The organism is Diaphorobacter nitroreducens (assembly GCF_002214645.1).
GTDB classification, from domain to species: Bacteria; Pseudomonadota; Gammaproteobacteria; order Burkholderiales; family Burkholderiaceae_C; genus Diaphorobacter; species Diaphorobacter nitroreducens.
On record NZ_CP016278.1, the window covers coordinates 2,544,742 to 2,565,834 of the forward strand.

At 56.8% G+C, this 21,093-nt stretch carries 18 protein-coding genes, 2 pseudogenes and 1 other annotated feature; of the genes and pseudogenes, 15 read left to right on the plus strand and 5 right to left on the minus strand.

What is annotated here, in order from left to right:
- Window positions 1–215 precede the first annotated feature (215 nt).
- From BA022_RS11920 to BA022_RS11940, 6 genes and pseudogenes are all read left to right on the plus strand, one after another.
- A complete protein-coding gene (locus tag BA022_RS11920) occupies window positions 216–605 on the plus strand; it encodes a toll/interleukin-1 receptor domain-containing protein (RefSeq protein WP_228403581.1) in 390 nt (129 codons plus the stop codon).
- A gap of 490 nt (window positions 606–1,095) precedes the next feature.
- On the plus strand, window positions 1,096–2,979 hold the full coding sequence (locus BA022_RS19175) for a formylglycine-generating enzyme family protein (protein WP_148665172.1): 1,884 nt from the start codon (window positions 1,096–1,098) through the stop codon (window positions 2,977–2,979).
- Between the two features lie 23 nt (window positions 2,980–3,002).
- Window positions 3,003–3,941, plus strand: a complete 939-nt coding sequence (locus tag BA022_RS11925; RefSeq protein ID WP_088887615.1) for a viperin family antiviral radical SAM protein — start codon at window positions 3,003–3,005, stop codon at window positions 3,939–3,941.
- 236 nt (window positions 3,942–4,177) lie between these two features.
- Window positions 4,178–4,483 (plus strand): annotated as a pseudogene (locus BA022_RS11930) (DNA/RNA non-specific endonuclease); the annotation flags it as partial.
- Between the two features lie 47 nt (window positions 4,484–4,530).
- Window positions 4,531–5,762 (plus strand): IS3 family transposase gene (locus BA022_RS11935; RefSeq protein ID WP_418236086.1). Its coding sequence is split into 2 segments (ribosomal slippage): window positions 4,531–4,822 and window positions 4,822–5,762, totalling 1,233 coding nucleotides; the frame shifts between segments, so codons are not numbered across the junction.
- Window positions 4,809–4,925, plus strand: a sequence feature (AL1L pseudoknot). (Overlaps the previous gene by 117 nt.)
- A gap of 73 nt (window positions 5,763–5,835) precedes the next feature.
- A complete protein-coding gene (locus BA022_RS11940) occupies window positions 5,836–6,009 on the plus strand; it encodes a hypothetical protein (RefSeq protein ID WP_148665173.1) in 174 nt (57 codons plus the stop codon).
- A gap of 682 nt (window positions 6,010–6,691) precedes the next feature.
- Here BA022_RS11940 and BA022_RS19180 read toward each other — a convergent pair.
- Window positions 6,692–7,717 carry a hypothetical protein gene (locus BA022_RS19180; RefSeq protein WP_148665174.1) on the minus strand — a complete coding sequence of 342 codons (1,026 nt, stop codon included), beginning with the start codon at window positions 7,715–7,717 and terminating at the stop codon, window positions 6,692–6,694.
- Between the two features lie 190 nt (window positions 7,718–7,907).
- On the opposite strand from BA022_RS19180, the gene BA022_RS11945 reads away from it, so the two are divergent.
- The 3 genes and pseudogenes from BA022_RS11945 (at window position 7,908) to BA022_RS11955 (ending at window position 10,220) form a co-directional block, all read left to right on the plus strand.
- The gene (locus BA022_RS11945; protein ID WP_088887618.1) at window positions 7,908–8,255 is read left to right on the plus strand and encodes an H-NS histone family protein; all 348 of its coding nucleotides are present in this window, start codon (window positions 7,908–7,910) and stop codon (window positions 8,253–8,255) included.
- Between the two features lie 54 nt (window positions 8,256–8,309).
- A pseudogene (locus tag BA022_RS11950) lies at window positions 8,310–8,924 on the plus strand (carboxymuconolactone decarboxylase family protein); the annotation flags it as partial.
- Between the two features lie 375 nt (window positions 8,925–9,299).
- On the plus strand, window positions 9,300–10,220 hold the full coding sequence (locus tag BA022_RS11955) for a hypothetical protein (RefSeq protein WP_088887620.1): 921 nt from the start codon (window positions 9,300–9,302) through the stop codon (window positions 10,218–10,220).
- A 298-nt stretch (window positions 10,221–10,518) separates the two neighbouring features.
- Here the strand turns inward: BA022_RS11955 and BA022_RS11960 are convergent, their stop codons facing one another.
- From BA022_RS11960 to BA022_RS11970, 3 genes are all read right to left on the minus strand, one after another.
- The gene (locus tag BA022_RS11960) at window positions 10,519–11,067 is read right to left on the minus strand and encodes a DUF4926 domain-containing protein (RefSeq protein WP_088887621.1); all 549 of its coding nucleotides are present in this window, start codon (window positions 11,065–11,067) and stop codon (window positions 10,519–10,521) included.
- Between the two features lie 86 nt (window positions 11,068–11,153).
- Window positions 11,154–11,402, minus strand: a complete 249-nt coding sequence (locus BA022_RS11965) for a hypothetical protein (protein ID WP_088887622.1) — start codon at window positions 11,400–11,402, stop codon at window positions 11,154–11,156.
- 524 nt (window positions 11,403–11,926) lie between these two features.
- Window positions 11,927–12,235 (minus strand): hypothetical protein, encoded by a 309-nt coding sequence (locus BA022_RS11970; RefSeq protein WP_088887623.1) that lies wholly within the window; start codon window positions 12,233–12,235, stop codon window positions 11,927–11,929.
- 89 nt (window positions 12,236–12,324) lie between these two features.
- Between BA022_RS11970 and BA022_RS11975 the strand changes: the two genes are divergently transcribed.
- The 6 genes from BA022_RS11975 to BA022_RS12000 all read left to right on the plus strand — a co-directional run bounded on the left by BA022_RS11975 (window position 12,325) and on the right by BA022_RS12000 (window position 19,726).
- Window positions 12,325–13,248, plus strand: coding sequence for a DUF72 domain-containing protein (locus tag BA022_RS11975; RefSeq protein ID WP_088887624.1), 924 nt, complete (start codon window positions 12,325–12,327; stop codon window positions 13,246–13,248).
- A gap of 274 nt (window positions 13,249–13,522) precedes the next feature.
- Window positions 13,523–14,338: a DNA/RNA non-specific endonuclease gene (locus BA022_RS11980; RefSeq protein ID WP_088887625.1), complete on the plus strand. Its 816-nt coding sequence runs from the start codon at window positions 13,523–13,525 to the stop codon at window positions 14,336–14,338.
- Window positions 14,339–14,554: 216 nt separating this feature from the next.
- Window positions 14,555–14,983, plus strand: a complete 429-nt coding sequence (locus BA022_RS11985; protein ID WP_088887626.1) for a helix-turn-helix domain-containing protein — start codon at window positions 14,555–14,557, stop codon at window positions 14,981–14,983.
- Between the two features lie 307 nt (window positions 14,984–15,290).
- The gene (locus BA022_RS11990; protein WP_088887627.1) at window positions 15,291–16,193 is read left to right on the plus strand and encodes a TnsA endonuclease N-terminal domain-containing protein; all 903 of its coding nucleotides are present in this window, start codon (window positions 15,291–15,293) and stop codon (window positions 16,191–16,193) included.
- A gap of 736 nt (window positions 16,194–16,929) precedes the next feature.
- Complete coding sequence (locus BA022_RS11995) at window positions 16,930–18,447, plus strand: hypothetical protein (protein WP_228403583.1); 1,518 nt, start codon at window positions 16,930–16,932, stop codon at window positions 18,445–18,447.
- Window positions 18,440–19,726 (plus strand): ATP-binding protein, encoded by a 1,287-nt coding sequence (locus tag BA022_RS12000; protein WP_228403585.1) that lies wholly within the window; start codon window positions 18,440–18,442, stop codon window positions 19,724–19,726. The genes BA022_RS11995 and BA022_RS12000 overlap by 8 nt, the downstream gene beginning before the upstream one ends.
- Here BA022_RS12000 and BA022_RS12005 read toward each other — a convergent pair.
- Window positions 19,696–21,078 (minus strand): TniQ family protein, encoded by a 1,383-nt coding sequence (locus BA022_RS12005; RefSeq protein ID WP_088887629.1) that lies wholly within the window; start codon window positions 21,076–21,078, stop codon window positions 19,696–19,698. The two genes, BA022_RS12000 and BA022_RS12005, sit on opposite strands and share 31 nt — an antisense overlap.
- Window positions 21,079–21,093: the final 15 nt, after the last annotated feature.

Consider the following 21,093-nt stretch of genomic DNA (forward strand, 5'->3'; position numbering starts at 1 on the left):
ACCAACGGCTTCCGGTGGTTATGTTCTCTCACTGGCATTCCCCTGCCCGGTGGTTGGTTTAGTTCTCTCACTAATGCCGGTTCGACGCGGACACGCACCGGCAAGGCGCCGCAAGCCGTGCGCGGGAGCATACGTCTCACGGCGCCTTGCCGCTGCGTGCCGGTCAACTCCGACGTTAGACCTACAGTCCCCTACCGGCTTCTCGGAGGCATCTCTTGGCCTTGAAGGTATTCGTTAGCTACGCGAAGGAAGATAGGGGTCGCGCCCTGCAGTATTACGAGCTCCTCGCCCAAGAGGGAGCGGAGCCCTGGATGGACGTCAAAAAATTACTTCCCGGCCAAAACTGGGAGGCAGAAATTGAGCGTGCATTCAGTGAAGCCAATGTAGTTGTCTTGCTTCTGAGCAAGAGAAGCGTCGACAAACGAGGCTTTGTGCAGCGCGAGGCAAACGATGCCATCGAGCGTCTCAGATACAAGCAGCCAACCGACATATACGTCATCCCCCTATTGCTCGAACCCTGCGATGTTCCGGCTCACATCTCGGGCCGCCTGCAGTCTGCGAGCACGCCAATCGGCGGGATCACAAACACAGTCAGTTGGGTGTAGACCGTCACGCAAACGACCGCGACAACAGCCATGCCAATAAGGCGCTTTGCTTTCATACCTGGGTTCCAGCAGTTCCCACGCAGGCGCTCTGCCAAGTGGTGAGTAACAAACCAGCTGATCCTTGGTAGGTCCCAATGTAACTTGAATGAAACATCTTGAGTACCCAGCTCGGCGCCTTTTTCACTGGCTGGCATCTTTCCAGAAGATCACCGGACAGAAGTTTGTGGTTGACCTTGCCGTGGGCTCTGTGGTTAAGAGCATCTGGTTTCTGCAATTCAGACGAACTTGCTACAAGAGCTTCGTTTTGACGCTATGATCTCCGTAACGCGCATTGCGTGTGGTTCTGAGCAACCACGGCCGGGAAGTTGCCTCCCCGGTTGATCGGCTCAAAGGACCTACTTGGTCCTCCCTCTCCAAATCTTCACCGATAACCACCACCTGTGGCCTGAGGCAACACGGCGGCTCCGCCGTGGCTTGATTGGAGAGAAATATGTCCCCCGAAGAACTGCTTAGTTCGCAACGCACTGTTTACGTGCTGGCTGAAAAGCCTGGTATTGATCACACCACCGCCAAGCCTTATTGGTCTCTGAAGCTGGAGGGGCTGCATCCTGACCAGCTTAAATCCGCGGTAGCGCGGCTGCGTACGCAAAAGCGCAAAGTCGGCATGCCGAAATCAGAAGAGCGAACACTCAAGTCAACGGACCTGCAGCATTCCTTAGCCCGTGCACTAGGGGCCAAGTCTTATGACGACTGGCGGGAAAACGTGCACCCCACGATCATGACTCTGCTCTCAGAGCACGGCATGGTTGACCCGACCGATCTCGTCAAGTGGGCGCATCCACCTCGTTTGGTTGGTGCTCTGAAGGCGCGACAGGTCTCCGACCGAATTTTCAATGCTGGCCTTCCTATGCCGCGGAAGATCTTCACGGGCGCCGGGTCTCATCTGTTTGCACCCATCGGCTACGACCGTTTCGATATCCACCAGATTGCAGGACGTCGAATGATTGACGCTGTAGATTGGTACGAATTTGGTCGCGAATACTCAGACGATACTTTGGCGCGAGCAGTGAACATACGGGGATCGCATGACCCCGAATTCATCGATCTGACAGGTCGGTTCTTGATGCTCAACGCGATCAGTGAATACGTGGGCTGCATGTACAACATGCTTGGAGACAACCTGGTGATGCCAGCCGCAACACCGCCAGAGTTCACTCTCTATCAGACAACGGAAAAAGACATCGATCTCCAGCTGAAGATTTTTGAGCTGTTCCGCGAAGAGATCGAACTGACAGAAGCTGGTTGGGTAGATGTGATACCGGTTCCAGGAAACGAGAATTTGGTTTTTCTTAAAGGGGCAAATGGAGCCTTCGATTGGGTAGTCCGAGATCAGCGAGATATTGAGCTGACCTCAAACCCTCTTTACCCTTTCTTTGAGAAGCACGAGGTGCCCACGGCCATGGACATGAGCCAGATAGCAGCGCGGCGCTACTTCACGCGCGGCGACTGGCAAGAAAAGCTTGAACACGATGCAGAAAAGCGCCACTACGCTGATGGTGGAACTGCTGCCAACTGGCCTGGGTATGACAAGCTGATTGAGCGCGAGTTCTTGTCTCGTCCAGGATTTAAGGCTCCCAAAAGGAAGGCAGGGCCGGCCAACCATCGTTTCGTTTCACATCGGCTGAGGGACTACCGATTGATGGTTTCGGAACTGATCACGATCGATCAATACGCATCGTTCCTTGCAGAAACGGATTGGGGACGGAACCGATTGGAGAAAGCGCACGCGAGAAGATTGGACATCGAGCGAGACCTGATGTCGGTAAATTCCGGCGACTCGGGGGGGCTTCCAGTCAGTGTTACGTGGCTGGACGCCGTTGCGTATTGTCGCGACTTTGAGAGGCGACACGAACTCCCTGTCAGGCTGTTGGAGCCTGAAGAATGGGCTCAAATCGCTCCTGCACCGTCAGTGGATCGCAGTCGGGTAGATCCTGTTCGCAGCATTACCTGCAAGGCAGGTCAACGGCCCATTGACCCCGTTTATGAGCAGTTGGATTGGGCCGTGGTGGGAGGTGATGGGGAACTTGGAAAGAACTCCAGTGATTGCCATAGGCTAGACGGTACCTTCTCGTTTGGTCCAAACCTGCACTGGACCCACAACAGCGAGGGATTGCCCTTTCTCTCGGTAGCTGGCTTCTGTGAGTGGCTCTTGGGATATCAACAAGGCTCAGCGCCGTTCGCTGAGGCTGGTCGAGGCATTTTGGCAACAGGTTCTGGGGGCTTCGGCTCTCTCGAGCCGGCTCATTTGGCGATGCGACACGAAGGAGCGAAGGTCGGTTTCCGCCTTTGCTATGTCGCACTTCCCGACGCCTAACTACTCACCAAGGAGCACATCAAATGAAGAATCTCCATATGGGAGAGGCGTCCGCACGCCCACGTGTTCGCGAACTGGTCATTAACTGGCACATCACGGAGGCCTGCAATTTCTCCTGTCGCTATTGCTACGCGAAATGGGATGGCGCTGAAAAGGAGCTGATTCACGACTGGGGGCGAACCCAAAAGCTGCTGAATGAGATTGCCTCATTTTTTGCACCTAGCAACCTGTCGAATCCACTTCAGCAGGCACTCTCGTGGTCTGCTGTACGCCTGAACCTTGCAGGAGGCGAACCATTGCTGTATCCGGAGGCTGTGCTCCGTGTGCTTGCTGAAGCACACTCCCTTGGGATGAACACATCCATCATTACCAACGGGACACGTATTACAGAGGACTTCTTGGACCAGCTTGCACCACTGGTCTCGATGATCGGGGTCAGCATTGACGCTGCAAGTGATGCCACCAATGTTGGGATTGGCCGAGTCGACAGGCGTGGCTCCTTGTTGAACAACCAGGAACTGGCCAGATTGTTGGCCAAGGCAAGGACGATCAACCCAGGGTTACACGTCAAGTTGAACACCGTCGTCAATGCCCTGAATGCCGAAGGCGACATGGGTAACACCATCAACACTTTCCGCCCTGATCGCTGGAAGATTTTTCGTATGCTGCCGGTGGTCACCGGCGATCTGGCAGTTTCATCTGAAGTGTTTGAGGCGTTCATCGCCCGGCATGCGCGATACAAGGGTGTTATGTGCGTCGAAGACAACGACGTGATGAGCGAGTCTTACCTCATGCTCGATCCGCGGGGACGTTTCTTTCAGAACTCTAGGGGGCAGCAGGGCTATAGCTACAGCCAGCCAGTGGACGTTGTTGGTGCGACACAAGCGTTCACCGATTGGCGTTTTGCCGTCGGATCCTTTGCCTCACGGTATAGCCATTCGAGCAATGGAGCTGTCAGATGAAGCGATACAGCACATGCAAGGAGATTCAAAAGCTCGTTCGACGATTGCTCCACGAAGGATGGACGTATGAGCAAGGCAGACGCCATGGGCGCATACAGCTCAAACATTCATCTGGATTCGTTGCAGTCCCTGGAACCCCTAGCGATCGCAGATCGTTCGTGAACTTCGCAAAGGCTGTCCATCGCCTGCAAGCTGGTGGCGTTCCATAGTCGATTGGCGGGGCGTCAAGATCAACCACCCGCAAGTACGTATTGCGTGCAAGCGGGGATGTGTATGTGATCACGGGGCCAGTGTTTGAGCGAGGTGCCCCCACCATTGGTGACGGCCGGGTGCGTGTTCCCAGGTATCTGTTCAAACTGGTCTACGACGCCAGCACTGGCAAGTCATGAGCGCATTGGCAGGAGAACCGTGAAGGAGAGCGGGTATCGGCGCCTATCAGCTATGCGGAGTTGGTGCGACGTACGGGGTGGAGTTTCTTCCAGCTACCGCCCGATAGGCCCGCGGCTCAAGCTCAGTTTGTGAATTCTCTGACGCCTGCTTGAATCGCCCCGGGTTTTGAGGAGGCTCAACACTCTGAGAGGATTGAGCCATGAGCAAGCCGAACAAGTTCTCACCCGAGGTGCGTGAGCGGGCGGTGAGGATGGTGCAGGAGCACCGGGGGGAGTACCCGTCGCTGTGGGCGGCCATCGAGTCCATCGCGCCGAAGATTGGATGCGTGCCGCAGACGCTGTACGAATGGGTCAAACGCGTCGAGGTCGACACTGGCGTGCGTGAAGGCATCACGACCAGTGAGGCCCAGCGGATGAAGGAGCTGGAGCGCGAGGTCAAGGAGCTGCGCCGGGCCAACGAGATATTGAAGCTGGCCAGCGCGTTTTTCGCCCAGGCGGAGCTCGACCGCCGGCTCAAGTCCTGAAGGATTTCATCGACAAGCATCGCGATGCCTTCGGGGTCGAGCCGCTCTGCAAGGTCTTGCAGGTCGCCCCGTCGGCATATCGAAGGCATGCGGCGCTGCTGCGTGAGCCTCACAAACGCTGCATCCGGGCTCAGCGCGATGATGTGCTGGTCCCGGAGATTCAGCGCGTCTGGCAGGCCAACATGCAGGTCTACGGTGCCGACAAGGTGTGGCGGCAACTGACTCGCGAAGGCGTGACCGTGGCCCGCTGCACGGTCGAGCGATTGATGCGCCGCCTGGGCCTGCGCGGCGTGATGTGCGGCAAGGTCGTGCGCACCACGATTGGCGATGCCAGGGCGCCATGTCCGCTGGACCGAGTGAATCGGCAGTTCCATGCCGAGCGGCCGAACCAGTTGTGGGTCAGCGATTTCACGTACGTCTCGACCTGGCAGGGCTGGCTGTACGTGGCCTTCGTCATCGATGTGTTTGCCAGGCGCATCGTCGGCTGGCGAGTGAGCAGTTCGATGCGAACGGACTTCGTACTCGACGCGCTGGAGCAGGCTCTATATGCCCGGCAGCCGGAGCGCGATGGAAGCCTTGTTTGTCATTCGGACAGAGGGTCGCAGTACGTCAGCATTCGCTACACCGAACGACTGGCAGAAGCCGGCATCGAGCCGTCTGTGGGCAGCAAGGGCGACAGCTATGACAACGCCCTAGCCGAGACCATCAACGGCCTCTACAAGGCCGAGCTGATTCACCGCCGAGCGCCATGGAAAACCAAGGAGGCCGTGGAGTTCGCAACGCTCGAATGGGTGTCGTGGTTCAACCATCATCGCCTGCTCGAACCCATCGGGTATATCCCGCCTGCAGAGGCTGAGGCAAACTACTACCGGCAACTCGCCAGTCAGAACACCGAGGTGGTGGCCTGACTTAAACCAAACAGCCTCCGCGAATCCCGGGGCGATTCAGATCCGCCACGAGCGATTGCGCAAGAACCTGACCATGAAGGTCTTGGCCACGAAGGTTGGGATTTCAGAGCAAACCCTGCGCAAGCTAGAGGGAGGATCGTGCTCGCGTGTGGAAACGCTGATCCGGGTGGTTCGCGAAAATCTGTGGATGGCAAAAAAGCACAAGCTGCTGCAATGCATGGGACAGGTGCGTCTGCAAGGGGCTTAATGCACCGCCAAACCGGGCAATTGCCCTCGCACAGCGCCTGCTGAGCTTGAGCAATCCTCGAACGCAGGTGCCGTTTTAGTTTGGCATCGCTATGGTTCAGCCAGAACCGACTCGTGAAGAGCTTGCATAGCTCCGTTGCATGGCTCCCACAAGCCAGCACTCCTCCTCAGCTTTCAATTTAAGCTGGCGTAATCACACAAGAGCCTGCTACTAGGCGCAGTTGATTAGATCAAACGGTGGGCACCATGACTCGATGGGGCCAATAATCACAACACCTCCTGGACCACTGCCGCCAGTAGGGAAAGGATACGTAACCGGTGTCGGCGCGTCAGGCGGTAAGCCCACCCCTCCGACTGGCACACCTTCTCCGCTATATCCTCGCCCGGGATCAGGCCTCTTTTCGATTGGTGTCCAGGTGGTGGCGCCGGAGGTTGGCGTGAAGTACTTCACGCACTCGAGTCCATTGCATATGGTGACTGTGTCATTTGCTTGCCACATGGGTACACGTGGATTTACATAAACAGAAATAAAAAGCCGTGTGTCAATTGGATTCATCGGTGCTGCACATCCTCTACAAAGATATGAGCCGTAGTCAACCGCAAAACATAACAAAGCAATAAAAAATCCGATAGCACCCCATAATATAGACTTATTTTTTGCAAGCATTTTGCCCCCCATTTATTTACCTACTTAAATTCAACTGTATTTGAGCTGCTTTTTTCATACCCTCGCGCCGCTGATCCGGCGTGAATTTACTCACAATGTGGCTTAGATAGTTATTTAAACTCTCCCTTAACTCATTTGAAGTTTCTGGATTGTTTTGGACCGATGAAACCCAGAGTAGCTCATACGCATAGGAGGTACTCTCATTTGAAAGGCCACCTAAAATAGGGTCATCTCTACTAGCACCATACATGGATGCCAATGACTTGTAGGATCGGACGTCGCCTTCTTTGGCTGTTTGCTCCAAATATGTCACAGCCGCTTTATTCCAATTGGCTATTTCTTCTGAGCTTAATGGTATGTACTCGTTATTCGTCGGCCATCGGCCAAGTGGGCCAGCCTCGAAGAACATCATTTTTGCTTCTGCATGACCGCTCTCCGCTAGCTCTGCAAGAAGGTTCTTTCGAAGCGAAAAGGCTGAGTCGTCCAGCCCATTGCAATATTTAAGATAACTTTCATGAACATCTAAGAGACTGTTTGCCTCATCCACTGAACCGCGTGATCGTTGTTGGCCCGCAATTTGGCCCACTGTTCTACGGTTAGCACAATAACTAAGCCCACTAATCAACTCACCCTTTTCTGCGCTGGTATGAGTGCTCTTAGATTTATATCTAGAAACAATCTCATGCACGGGGAATTTCGGCACCTCCATACCACTCATCCATTCCCCAACATTGATTTCTTCAGTTGCGTTGGTCTGCATCTGCATAACAGACTCACGATTAGCATTGCTTGGTTGATCTGTGGACTGAACTCTATCCCAGGGAAATAATGCCCCTATTGATTTTTTTTGGGATGAGGCTACGGCCGCTCTATATTGGGCATCTTGATTTTCCGAAGCAAAATACATCACCACCCAACTAATGATGATGACCAACAACAAGACAAAGAGTCCTGCCAGAACGGAGCGCTTTTTATGCCGCATCTTCATCAAAGAATCTTCCTCCGTAGAAATTGTTAACCAAATATGAATAAACGTCAACAAGAATCATTCGTGTTTGCTTGCGCGAGGCAAGTGGAGCTTGCCGGACAGGCAGCGCGCAACAAACAGCCACTGATCGGAGCGCTCCCATTGCTAGTGAGGACCTATTGGATGGAAGATTTGATTTGCTGTGGCTGCAAGAGAAAAACATGGCGAAAGAGCGCAAGGAGGCAACTTTTACAATTCCGTCCTTATGACCACAGAAATCCGAGAGCTGGACCGCCAGATTGCCGAACTGCAAGCCCGCCGTGACAAGCTGGTGAAAGAACACAAAAGCCAAGCCATCCAGACCGCTCGCCAACTCGTTGAGCAGTTCGGCCTGACACCTGCTCAGGTAGGTCTTGGCTCCATCAGTCGCAAGCCGCTTCCTCCATCGACCAAACGGCCCACTACCTTCTACGATCCCAACCGTGGTCTCTCTTGGGATGGCTCCTTGACCAGCCGTGGACGCAAGCCTGCATGGATAGCGCAGGCCATTGCCGACAAAACGATTGAGTTCTTCCGGGTGAAGGTGCAGTCAGCGACTACCGAGAACGTTTGATCTCATCAGGATGAAAATAGAAGAGCCTCGGCTCATGCACACTGGCCAGCCTGAGCTTTTGCCGCCGACTTCCTACAGGTAGCTTGCGACATGACAAAGCTCAACGCCGCACTCAATCAGGGTTTGGCCGCGGGCATGACCGTGAGTGATGCCCGCGAAATCCTGGTGCAGCTTTATGCCTATGCAGGGTTTCCGCGCAGCCTCAACGCGCTAGGCGAACTCATGAAGGTTTTGGAGGCACGCAAGCAGCGCGGCGTTCAGGACGCGCCGGGCCGTGAGCCGAGCCGTGCAATACCCAAAGGCGACGCCCTGATGGCCGCAGGCACCGCCAACCAGACCAAGCTTTCGGGCGGGCCAGTGCAAGGGCCGCTGTTCGACTTCGCTCCTGTGGCGAACGAGTACCTGCGCAACCACCTATTCGGCGACATTTTCGAGCGCGATAACCTTGATTGGCAAAGCAGAGAAATCGCCACGGTGGGCATGTTGTCTGCATTGCCAGGCGCGGACTCTCAACTGCAGGCTCATATGCGCATCAGCATGAACGTAGGCCTGACAACTGGCCAATTGCGACAACTAGTACAGGTTCTCTCTACGCGCGTGGATGCCGACATCGCGGCCAGCGCGACCGGTGCCCTGGATCGTCACCTCGCGACTGTCCGGCGCAAGTGACGAGGAGTGCCACTCGTCAGTCAATGCATCGTATGCGCGCCCGCTTAAGCCACAGGCGTACAAGGCGGCCATCAGAGTTGGCGACCCCACCTACGCGCCAGACACGGAGTACGACGACTTAGTGGAGCTGCTGTTTGCAGAGGTGATCGCGGTGACCCTCTAGCGCAAGCGTTGCGGGAGACGCGCTGCGCTTGCATTCAGTCGGCCAGGTCGTTACATTTGAGGCCCAAGGCCTCGCCGCCGGAGCATTGAGCAGCTCATACCAGCGTCTCCCGTTTCTTCGTTCCGTACTACCAACCCCTCCCACGCAAATCTGCCTGGGCGTGGGCCTGTGTAATTTGCTCAACTGGTCCGCGCTGAATCAGGAGCTTTGCCATGGCTGTTGGTATTACTGGCCTCGCCCATTCCCTTCGCAAGAACTCTGCCGAGTCGACGGCGCCCATTCCATTGAGTCGCGGTCAGCAGCTGGTCTGCGCCGCCCTCGGGCACAAGTCCTTGGCGTCCTTCCAGGCTGCGCAGAACGCTGAACATGAGCCCCAGGCGCTCGATGCCGTCCCGCACGTGGTGGCAGACTACGGCCTGCTCATCGAACGAGCGGCAGAACTGAAGCTCGAACACTCGCATACCGAACTGCGCAAGCTGATGGCGGCAGCCTTCGCCGAGCGCCTGCCGCGTACTAAGCTGCACGGCAGCTCCGGCAACCTGGCTGCGGCGTTTCATGACATCGTCCAGTACGCTGTGTTCTCCGACGACCGCGTCAACGACGAGATGGCCAACGCCAATTACGATGGCGTCGATGAGGTTTACCTGGATAACGACCTCGAGCCGGACAAGGCGACCATCGAACAGCCGTACACCGAGACCATGCCGGTCCAGGTGACGCTCGGCCTCGACTTGGAGCGCCCGTACAGCGGACACCAAATCAAGTGCCAAGTAGCGGTGACGACGGTTCGCCTCGGCCGTCGCTGCTTTGAGTCGCCGGAAGTGGAGGTGTTGTCGGCAGCTCTCGACCGTGACTGGGGTAACGACGAAGGCTCCGCGCCGATGAAGTCCATGGCGGAGGCGCTGGCCGAAGAGCTGGAGATCTCGGTGCCCGAAGCTGAAGAGCTGGCTAACGCCGAACCGATGGAGCTGACCGGGCACTCCGGTGAAAGCTTCTCTGGCTATGAGTTCGACTTCACTCAGCACGCATCGCCAAAGCTGGCCGCCAAGCTGATGAATCAGCGGGGCTCGTTGCAGCTGCGTGTCGGCCCTTGGTTCTACGACGGCGTCCGCAACGCTGACTTCCCGAACTGAGCGGCGCCCGTGCCCGGGCAGGCAGGGGCAGTCTGGGCACTTTTCTGGCGTCCGGACTGTTGACGCATACAGCGCGGCCAGCCGGTGGAAAAGGTCGTCGAGATCATGGACACTACCTCGACAAATCGTGACCGTTGCAGGTATCGCCCGAACACCGGTATGCGCTAATGACGGGTCACACCGCGCCTAAAGCCGACCGACTGAGACCGCTGCAGAACTGACCGCCGGCATGTCAACTCCAGGCCGATCTCGGTCGCTCGACCATGGCGCTCTCAGTGACTGCTTTTGCAAGAAGCGGTCAAACAACCTGGAATGGCCTGGCTGGCAGCTCGCCCTTCCCCCCGGAACCGGCCGTTCGGCCTGGACTTCGTATTCGGACTGGTTGAGTGACCGTTATCGCGTCCCGCGACCGTCGCATGTCGAACCAACAGCGAAATCCAACTTCTCGACGTTGCGGCCCTGAAGCCGCAGGCCATTCAGCTCTCTTCCCTTTTTCAACAGCAGCAACGTGACGCACGGGCAGACTGGGTCCGACAAGAACCTTACCCACCTTCTTGACAGGCAGCCTCCTGATGCAGTCAGCAGGTAGCCGAGACTTCTTGCGACTTTCTTCGCTCTGAAGCATGTCCCGTCGTGCATCTTCACCCACGGCGGAAAGCGGTGCTGGAGCCAGATTCTCTAGTTGGAGCGTCTCGACGCAGACGGTATGCCCATCCTGCGTCAAGAACTCCACCTCATAATCAGCACCTTGCCCATGGACGTGAACCACCACACCCAATGCGCCTGAATCCAGCGCATGTTCGGGTAGAGGCCTTTTGAGGGCGACTGCGGTGTCCTCCTGCAGCATCTCCAATACCTCTGTCAGGTGTGCGCAGAGTTCTTCGACGGTTTCACCTTGGGTCTACGCACTTGGGATTCCTGGCACATTGCCCACTAGAAGTCCGTGTCCGGATCGCGTTCAATCTGAATGGACGGTACACCAAGGCCAGCGCTTTGCTGCTGCAGGAACTTTGCAATGTGGGGGTCGGAAGCCTGGATCGTCTGCACGCGGCCATCGACCAACCCGGTGAGGGGGATGCCGGCGCGTGCAGTCGATACGACAGCGTTGGCCACAGCTTCCCTGGCGAACTGAGTTACCTGATCAGCGTCCAATCCGCAAATAGTAGGCTTCGCGCGTTCCATGCGGGGAAGGCTACAGCCATTGAAGACCGGGGGCAAGGCCAAGGTCTTCAGGTGCACTAACGGAAGCCGCGTTGCTATTTGTCATGCGCTACCCATCGACTGGCGATTGGTTCAGATACCGGGAGCGATGAGTGTGTTCTTTTTTGTTTTGTTCAGATTCCGTGACATCGGAAAAAAACACTAGTGGCCACGGGTGTGGTGCGAGTGCGGCTCCGAGCCAGCCTCTCTTCAGGGATTGGGGATGAGCACCCGCAATCGCAGACGGTACAACAGTCACCGGAAAGTCTTCCGGCACCCCGAGATAGTTGGCACGGTCCATCGACATATCGACGCCCGGCTGGCTGATGCACCATACAACGGTAGCCGGGGCGGTGCAATCGAATCGCTTCAAAACGGCGCAGGTGACTCCACCAGCTCCACAGGCCCCGGCCCCCTCATGCGCTCTGCCAGGTGGCGTGCACATCAAGGTCGGGTAACTCCAGGGCGCGTTGATCGGCATGGCCTGTCCTCAGTGATCACCGCCCTCACACCAGTCGCACTTCAAAGTACGCCCCATCCCCTTCTCCCAGATCCCGGAACCCCGCCTGCTTGGCTGCCGCACTGGCCTTGCCCCAGGCCTTGAGCAACGTGAGATCACCAGGACACACCACCTCGGGCGGCGACTCTTCCAAGCTGTGCATGGTGTCCAGGGCTGCCGCCACCTGTTCGGGGCCACCTAGCTGCTTTTCCAGCGTTTGGGCGTACCGGGTTTCTGCGGCAATCCGCTCCTTGGCAGGGATCTCTTCGGGGTAGTCGCGTAGGGTGACGACATAGGTGGATTCGATGACTTGCATGGCGCTGCTTCTCCTGTGTTTGAATGCTGTATAAATATACAGCTTTTACCGCAAATGCGCATGTAGGATGAACCCAAGGAGGTCTCCCCATGGAGCACCCTTTCGCCCTCCACAGTCATGGCTTCAACCCCTTGGTCGGGACCGCATCCTGGTCGGAAAAGACCTTGCTTGATTGCGGCAAGTTCTATCCGCCCACGGCCAAGACACCCGAAGCGCGACTGCGCTTTTACGCCTCGCAGTTCAACCTGGTAGAGGTGGACACCAGCTACTACGCCATCCCTGCGGTCGCCACCGCCCAGCACTGGGCAGAACGCACTCCGCCAGGGTTTGTGTTCAATGTGAAGGCCTTCAGCCTGTTCACTGGACAGTGGACCAGCACCGATGTCTTGCCCAAAGACATCAAGGAGGCCTTGGGACCTGGGCGGCGCATGATCTACAAGGACATGGGGGTCGAGTTTCTGGAGGAACTGTGGAAGCGCTTTGTGGCCTGCCTGGTGCCCTTGCAGGTCAACGGCAAGCTGGGCCTGGTGCACTTCCAGTTCCCGCCGAAGGTAGTGCGCCACCCCGTCGCCATGGCCCATATCGAGCACTGTGTGGAGCATCTTCCCGGTCACACCTTGAGCATCGAGTTCCGGCATCCGAGTTGGTGGGAGAACGATGCGGTGACGGCAGACACCTTGGGCCAACTCAGGAGCCTAGGCCTGGTCCACACCATCGTGGATGGTCCACAGGGATCGCCGCACAGTGTTCCGGCGATCTGGGAGACCACCCACCCGGAGCATGCGCTGCTCAGGCTGCATGGGCGCAATGAAGTGGCGTACGGGATGCCTGCCAAGTCCGCAGCCGAGCGGTTTGACTATGCGTACACTTCCGCTGAGTTGCAGTGTCTGGCCCATAAGTACAGCCCGATTGCGCGCTCCGTGCGGTATCCGCATGCGGTGTTCAACAACTGCATGGAGGACAAGAGCCAGCTCAATGCGCGGGAGTTTTTGGCGGCCTTGAAGGCAAGCTGAAGGTCAGTAAGTGGTAGGCCAACTGCTTGACTCGGATTGAAGCAGTTGCGGGACTTCCCATGGTGGTGGAACTTTGCATTTGCGGGTGCTGCTGCCATGGGAAGTGTTAACTGAACCGCAGGGGCGGGCAGGCAGGAAGGGCTCCCTTTGGGAGCCCTTCCTGTTTGTGGCCCCCATCTCTGCTAGCAGCTGTACAACCCTGAGGGATCCGAGCATTCGGAGCAAAAGTGAGAGGTGATCGGTGCTCCAATCGGGCTCCGTTTTGTTCGACTCGATGTCTTGTACTGTGAATCGTTTGTTCTCTTGGCCAAGTCGCGTACGCCTGGCAGCTGTGCTGACCTTGTCTCTCGTCAGCGTTGCTCTCCCGAATCCTTCCTGGGCGCGGTTTCCGCAGTTCGACAGCGCGGCGCTCCTCACGCCCGAGCCCACCAGCTTTGCGCAGTGTCCGCAGTTCTTTGCGAATGGCACATCACCCGCCATCACGCCACGGCCGCAGCTGCGCGAGCTCTGCTATGAGGCATTTGCGGTGCTGCACTCTGGCACCACCAAAACACCGGTGTTCGTAGCCCAGAGGTTGAACCGCAGGCTCATCGAGGATGCTGACGAGAAGCGGGCGAAGCGGTTCTTTGCGGATGCGCGCTTGCCCAGTGGCGAGCGGGCGGAATTGGAGGACTACAAGAACTCAGGCTACTCCCGAGGGCATATGGCCCCTGCAGGAGATATGCCGACGCCTACAGCCATGGCGCAGAGCTTCAGTCTCGCGAACATGATTCCCCAGAATGCACAGCACAACGGGGGTGCCTGGAACAAGATCGAGCAGGACACGCGGCGCTATGTCAAGCGGGCCAAGGGGGATGTTTTCGTGATCACCGGACCGGTTTTCACGGATGCTGGGCCGCGCATTGGGGCCAATGGAGTGAAAGTACCAACCTACCTGTACAAGCTTGTGTATGACGCCACCACCCAGCGGGCCTGGGCGCACTGGCAGGAGAACCGCGAGGGGGAGACGGTAAGTCGGCCGATCAGCTATCAAGAGCTGGTGAAGCGCACGGGCGTGGAGTTTTTGCCAAGAAGTGCACTGCAGCATTGAGCCTGACTACGCGACGGGCGACCATCAGTACAGACTCCCCCGGCCCAGCGGGCATAGGTGACTCGCATTTTGACTGGAATACGAATCACAGAGGCGGCCAGAGTGTCGGCCTGCGCGCCGCGTCACACCAGCGTGACGCAATTACCAAGGTTCATTTTTTCCAGAAATTGCTGTCGACTTTTTCGTGGATCGAGGGTACTTTTACCGGTGGTTTTGATGGCCGCCTTTCGCCAGAACCATGAGACACCCTGCACCCATGACCTTTGGCAACACATCCACCACTTTTGGAGCGCTACTATTCAGTTGCGGGAAAGAGCCTTCGTGAGCCAGCGGCGACTGGCGACAGTAGTTGGTTTGCCGCCTTCAATGATCTCTGAAATAGAGAACGGTCGACGCCTTCCGCCACTTGAAAAATACGTGCTCAGCATCGGACATGCACTGAAGGCGTCGCCAAGCGAACAAACCGCCCTATCTGCTCTAGCGGCGCAGGAAAGACAGTCCTTGGGCCTGAAGGTAGGTAAGGCGACCCCTGAGCATGTGGCCTCGCTCTTGCGGGACATTGCTTATTTGAGTCATCAACTTTCGCCGGCGCAGGCGAGCAGCATCAGGGCAAAGCTCCTGGAAGGACACATAGCAATGAAATAAGAAACGGCAGGACCCCTTTTCAGAAGCCCCGCCGCCCGGGTGCTCAGACCTAAGTCTTCGCGAGTCGCACCGCTAGATTAGCAGATCTGACGCACGGGTGTTGGAAACGTTCGCTCCTCACAAGCGAATACCAGCATGTCAGATCTATGCAAACAATCACTTTTTGCAGCGCGTCCCTCACGCGCCGCCCGGCCACTTACTCCGCCCTGTACGCGCTACTTCGGCGAACGGGCCACTCAGTCTGTTTGACACAGGCAGCAACTCTGCTGCTGCCGCCCCTCCATCTCCATGGACTGGAGACTGGGCGATGAGGACCGAGAAGCACTTCACGCCCGGTCTCCTCGAACGCTTCCGCAGAGAAGGCCGGGGGACAGGCACCTACTCCGAGTACACGCCGTGGCACCGTGTGTCGCGGGGCGATCCATCCAGCAAGGGCCGGTCCCATCTCATCGTTTGGATGAATCGGCAGCGTGAGCTTCTCTCGGACCAGGAATGGGGAGGTCTGAATTTCGCCGGCTTAGTTCCAGGCCTGGTCGATCTTGCCGAGCAGTTTCCTATAAGCCAGGACTCCGCCTCGCATGATCTCTCTCGGTGGCAAATCGGCTGCGGCCTTACGCAATTCCCCGGAACATTGGAGATAGCCGGCAATCTGGGTATCAAGCACCCTGCACTGAAAGACGGCGACGAAACCCATGTCTGGACCAGCTCCACTGATTTGCTGCTCGTCATACGCACTCAACGCGGCGGGCTTGGGCTGCTCGCTGTCTCGTGCAAACCATCCAGCGCCCTCACGAAACGGGCCAAAGAGCTGCTCCGCCTGGAAAAAACCTATTGGAATCTCCGGGGCGTGGAGTGGCTGCTCATCACACCAGAACAGTACGAAAAGAGTGTTGGTCTTACCCTGCGCCGAAGCTCACCTTGGGGATTTGATGAGCCAGCAGAAATTTCAGAAATCCAGCTGGCTTGCAGGGTGGTGCGCTCTGCACCCTGGCATGCCTTCTCTGACATCGTCCAGCACCTGACTGATCTCTTGGGAGGAGCAACGCACCGCCATCAAGCGCAGCGGGCACTTTGGCAATCAATCTGGCGCGGTTTGCTACCTGTGGATTTGCGCCGCGGCTGGAGACCTCACCACCCCCTGAGCTTGATTTCGCAGGAAGAGTTCGTGTCCCTCAACCCAATTCTGGCGCGGAGGTCGGCATGCACCTGATGCACAACCAAGCGTTCAAGTTGACGACGGAGGCGCTGAGACTACCCGAAGGCATCTTTCGGATCATTGTGGATGATTCCTCCACAGACATCACCTACTGCGTCTTGATCAAGCAAGAGTCCCCGCGAACAAACGTACGAGGAGGCAGACCCCGCATCGAAGACCGAAAACTCAAGCGAAAAAAAAGAATCCCTCAGAAACCGCTAGTTGGTACCTTGTACGCAATTTGTCGGAAAGATCTCATTGAGCTCATGGAGTCACACGAAGCGATTTCCATTAGCCTTGAGCTTCCCGGTCTGTACTACACACCGATTGATCAACTAAGCGCAAAAAATGCTTTCGACAAGCGTTGCCGGGTTATGGAGCAGTTCCTTGACAGCGAGACTCTCAAGGAATCCATTCTGATTCACGGGAATTTGGGGCACTTAGTGCGCGAGGCGATTAAGCAACACAAAGTCAGCAAATCGTACGTATACAAACTCTGGTCCATTCTGTGCACTTTTGGACTCACGAGAAGAAGTCTCCGCACTCGTTTTGACAAGTGCGGTGCGCCCGGAGAACGACGCGACCTGTCGGCCAGCAGCACAAGAAAGAAGGCCGGCAGAAAGACATTTGCGCAGCGACTCTCCAAGCTAATTCACGGCTGCTGGGGTGAGCCTGTTCAGCCAGGAATGAGCACTGTCTGGCGGGCAAAAATCATGATGGCGGACAAAGGCATCGCAACGCCAAACCTTCGATGCCGGAGCGCCATAAACGCATCATCGCCAGCCAGTTCACCACGGCGATGCGCTATGACGACAATGGGAACATCGTCGCAATCGATCTTGAAAAAGGCCAGTACCCTAACTACCAACAGGTGAAGCGGGTTCTGACGGAAGATATCAAGGAGATCCACCGAATCCGCGAAAAGACCAGCAGCGGCCATTTCGAACGCGCGCTCCGCGGCTTGAAGGGCTACAGCTGGGAGGGTGCCGAGGGACCGGGGCTGATGTACGCCGTCGACTCCACCATCGGGGACGTGTACTTACGATCGTCCATTGATCCAAACTGGATCATCGGACGCCCGGTCGTGTATGTCATCGTGGACGTCTTCTCGACGGCTGTGGTGGGCTTCTATGTCTGTCTCACGGGGCCCAGCTGGGACACTGCACAAGTCGCTATTTTCAACACAGTAGCGTCGTCCAACCTGCTGAGCGACCTGTGGGGGTATGACATGCGGCAGTCTCTGTTTCCAGCCCCTACCCTTCCTGCAAGGCTGCTCTGCGATCGAGGTGAGTATCTGTCCAAGCGGGCCAAGGCCACGGGCATGAAACTGCTCACCACCCTCAGCTACACGGCGCCATTCCGCCCCGATCTGAAAGGCGTGGTGGAGGTTATGCACCGCATCATGAAGAACGTGCAGTACCACTTCATTCCGGGCGCGATGGATGCCCGACGCAAAGAGTACGACTTGCGCCGATCTAACCCAGCGGCAGCGACGATGTCCGTCCGTCAGTACATGCAGTTTCTCCACGAGTGCTTCTACATCTACAACCTGACTGCAGACCGAAGCAAGCGCTTGGATGCACACATGATCGCGCAAGGTGTGTTCCCCAGCCCAGCGGGGCTTTGGCGTTGGGGCCATGAGATGGGAATTGGCTTCTCTCGCGCGCAGTCGGATGCCGAATTAATCACACAGCTGCTCCCGACGGGGGATGCACGCGTCACTCGAAACGGTGTGGTCTTTCGCACGAATCGTTATAGCGCGCCGATCGTAGAAACTGAGCAATGGACAACTCGCGCACGATCAGTCCGGCGCAGTTGGGAAATCCCTGCCCAGTACTACCCAGGCTCCGTTTCACGCATCTGGACACCGTACGAAAGCGGTAAAGGCCTGATAGATCTCACCATCTCCGACCATTCCCGGGCCGATCCCGCGCTCACCCACGACGAGATGGTTGACGCATTTGCGTTCCAGAAGCTCAAGGCCGCAGACGTTGAACACCAACGTGTGCAAGAGGCGTTACTCGGCTATCACCGCATGGAACTCATCCGTAAACAGGCCACTGAGGAGACACGCGCTGCCCGTCAACGTGCACGTGGACTCACTCCCACGATCCGTGAAGCTCGTGCAATCGAAAACGAGTTCGCCGGTCAACTGGTGATAGGCGAAGTCCGAGGTACTGCCAAGGCACGAGCTGAGTCCAAAACCAACTATGACGCGATGATGTGTGATTTTTTCCAAGCAATGGATGCGGAGGTCATGCATGACTAAACGCGCGCCGGAAACTGTCGCAGTGCACGACCCTTACACAGGCAATTCACTCATCGCCCAGCTTGGACCAATACGTTCACGACCCGACGCACTCAAGGCATTGGTGGAGTTCCCAGTTCGTCCACCCAAAGACATCGCTTCTATTCCGCTCCACGTCCGCCTACACATGCTGATGAGTGTGCGCGATCTGCATGTACCCAGTTTGGAAGAGCTGCAGTTGTACGAAACGATGGACATGATGATCCGTCAGAACTACCACCACCTGCAACCCTCGTCATCAAGTACATGGAGCATGATCAGTGGCGAGGAGGCCCGCTTTAGGCCACCGGTAACGGCACCAAGCTACGGTGCAGCAGTTGTGGGTGTTTCCGGCTCTGGCAAGACACAAGCTATTCGCAGATGCCTCTCTACATTCCCTCAAACTATCCAGCACACTTCATTTTTCCGGATGGTCAATGGCTTGCAGCAAGTAGTTTGGCTCTCGCTGGATGTTCCTGCGGGGGGCAAAGCCACCGATCTGGCAGCGGCGCTGATGACGGCATGGAAGAAGGCGACAGACAGCACCCGCTTTGACAAGACGCTGGCTGGTGAATGGCGCAATGGGCCACAAATGCTGGACGAGTGGCGGCAAGTCGCATCCAGTCATTTTCTTGGCCTTCTGCACCTGGACGAGATTCAGAACCTGTTCAAGCTTCCTACTCTCAAGTCCAGAAGCAAAAGAAAGCTCGGTGAACCTCCGCCAGAGCTGCGCATCATTGACGATCAGTCCCTCAAGTGGATTTTGACGGCGTTGAACGAATGGCAGATACCGCTGCTGGTCTCTGGTACGCCGGACGGCTTCGGTGCGCTGACCAAGCGTTTGAGCAACACGGAACGCATCGTCACCTCTGGGTACCATGCCTTCAAGCATTTCTGGGGAGATCACGATGCGGCGTTCCGTCAGCACTTTCTGCCAAGACTCGGCCACTACCAGTACGTCGCTCGCCCAATAGCTATCACTGAAGAATTGGGTGATCTCGTCCTCGAAAAAACTGCCGGCGTTCAACGTTTGATCATTGCACTTTGGATTGCCGCGCACCGAGTGGCGTTCGAGCGCAATGACGACGATCTTCGTCTCGATGACTTCAAGGTGGCTGCAGATACCTATCTGGCTCCAGTGGCTCAGGCCGTTGCTGCGCTTCACAGCAATGACCCAGGACGGCTGTCAATGTACGAAGATCTATCTCCGGAGGATCACAGCTTTTGGGCTCAGTTCTGGAGCAACATTTCGCGGAACTGAGGGGTTGCCAGCACAGCCTCTTGCTCCAGTCTGACGGGGAGCCGGCCTTTCATTCGCCGGGTCCTTGTCTGGTTCCTGGTCTTCGGCGTCATCCTGTCAAGGGCAATAGCCATTTTGGGTCCGCACTGGCGCATCAGCGCATCAAAACGCGCTTCGGTCAAACCCGAGATTTCCCGGGATGAGAGGTAGGAGCGCTTGTTGAGGTAAAACGCCCTCAGAGCAGCTACTGCACCGATCTCCGATGTCACATCCCACTCAGGCAGGTTCGGCAAACCTATATTGCACAGAGTCTTGCGAACTACATAAACAGGTAGCTCAAGCATCCGGGCAACCTCTGCATGCCCTCCCCTTGCTGCTGCGTAATGTTCGAGGAGCTCATCCATGTCGGGAATGCTGCGTTTCGCCGATCTCTGACGCAATCCGGGCATCGCATCCCCACTACAGGCTCCCGATAGAGCATTGATGGCGTGGTCTGCGCTCTCAAACAGGACGGACAACACCAGCAAGTAGGCAATCACTGATGATGCGGATTTGCGAAGATAGAGCGCCCCATCCACCTGATGGAGATACGCGCCCATAGATTTTTTGACCACCTCGTGAAACACGGCGCTCAGCCACTGCTCAGGAAACAGTGCCTTAATGTGGTCGCTGATCAGCACCCCCTGCTTCGACGAAGCGTTGGCCTTGTAGCCCTGCGCGCTTCCCGTATCCCTGAGCAAAGGGGCAATGAGAGCGACGTCCAGAGGCTCCGCTCGATCGAACAGGGCAGCAGCCAGCTCAATAAATCGCTCGACATGCGGATTGCCAATGGCAGGCCTCACCCAATCTTCAGGGATCTGATCTGCGACCTCCATCGACATGGCCGGGGATGCAATGAAAGGATCCACTGATGTAGTGAAGTGCAAGGGCTTCATGTGCTTTGGACACCATATTTGGCCAGGTGTCTGCAGATCCCGGCGCCAGTAGCTCGCCCCATGAAAGCGAACATCTGCCTCAACGCATTCCTTGCAAAAGAACGCTGCCTGGCCTTTGCGCAGGCTGGCACTGTTATGAAGCAGAGACCTTCTTTCTTCGCTTCCATGGAGAAGGCCCGGAAAATAGGATGTGATCCCCCTGCGCAACGGAAGGGTCGTATGACGTTGTGCAAATTGCTCAGTAGTCATGCCGGCCATACGGCTGAGAAGTTCATGCGTTGTGACTTCACGGCGTGTCCGCCCTTCCTCGCCAAAATGCGCCGCCATCGCGTCGACCATATCCTTCGGCGAACGGTACCCATTGATCCGCATGATCCGCCCCAAGTAGCCCCGGTCCATCTCTTCTGGCAATGGCGCTGGCTGCACAAGCATGTTCATCAGCTGTCTCCGTAT

What these genes read in the sequence shown, in the direction of transcription:
- BA022_RS19175 (WP_148665172.1), top strand. Translation starts at nt 1,096, where the DNA reads ATGTCCCCCGAAGAACTGCTTAGTTCGCAACGCACTGTTTACGTGCTG.
- BA022_RS11925 (WP_088887615.1), top strand. Translation starts at nt 3,003, where the DNA reads ATGAAGAATCTCCATATGGGAGAGGCGTCCGCACGCCCACGTGTTCGC.
- BA022_RS11940 (WP_148665173.1), top strand. Translation starts at nt 5,836, where the DNA reads ATGAAGGTCTTGGCCACGAAGGTTGGGATTTCAGAGCAAACCCTGCGC.
- BA022_RS11945 (WP_088887618.1), top strand. Translation starts at nt 7,908, where the DNA reads ATGACCACAGAAATCCGAGAGCTGGACCGCCAGATTGCCGAACTGCAA.
- BA022_RS11955 (WP_088887620.1), top strand. Translation starts at nt 9,300, where the DNA reads ATGGCTGTTGGTATTACTGGCCTCGCCCATTCCCTTCGCAAGAACTCT.
- BA022_RS11960 (WP_088887621.1), bottom strand. Translation starts at nt 11,067, where the DNA reads ATGCTGCAGGAGGACACCGCAGTCGCCCTCAAAAGGCCTCTACCCGAA.
- BA022_RS11965 (WP_088887622.1), bottom strand. Translation starts at nt 11,402, where the DNA reads ATGGAACGCGCGAAGCCTACTATTTGCGGATTGGACGCTGATCAGGTA.
- BA022_RS11970 (WP_088887623.1), bottom strand. Translation starts at nt 12,235, where the DNA reads ATGCAAGTCATCGAATCCACCTATGTCGTCACCCTACGCGACTACCCC.
- BA022_RS11975 (WP_088887624.1), top strand. Translation starts at nt 12,325, where the DNA reads ATGGAGCACCCTTTCGCCCTCCACAGTCATGGCTTCAACCCCTTGGTC.
- BA022_RS11980 (WP_088887625.1), top strand. Translation starts at nt 13,523, where the DNA reads ATGTCTTGTACTGTGAATCGTTTGTTCTCTTGGCCAAGTCGCGTACGC.
- BA022_RS11985 (WP_088887626.1), top strand. Translation starts at nt 14,555, where the DNA reads ATGGCCGCCTTTCGCCAGAACCATGAGACACCCTGCACCCATGACCTT.
- BA022_RS11990 (WP_088887627.1), top strand. Translation starts at nt 15,291, where the DNA reads ATGAGGACCGAGAAGCACTTCACGCCCGGTCTCCTCGAACGCTTCCGC.
- BA022_RS11995 (WP_228403583.1), top strand. Translation starts at nt 16,930, where the DNA reads ATGCCGGAGCGCCATAAACGCATCATCGCCAGCCAGTTCACCACGGCG.
- BA022_RS12000 (WP_228403585.1), top strand. Translation starts at nt 18,440, where the DNA reads ATGACTAAACGCGCGCCGGAAACTGTCGCAGTGCACGACCCTTACACA.
- BA022_RS12005 (WP_088887629.1), bottom strand. Translation starts at nt 21,078, where the DNA reads ATGAACATGCTTGTGCAGCCAGCGCCATTGCCAGAAGAGATGGACCGG.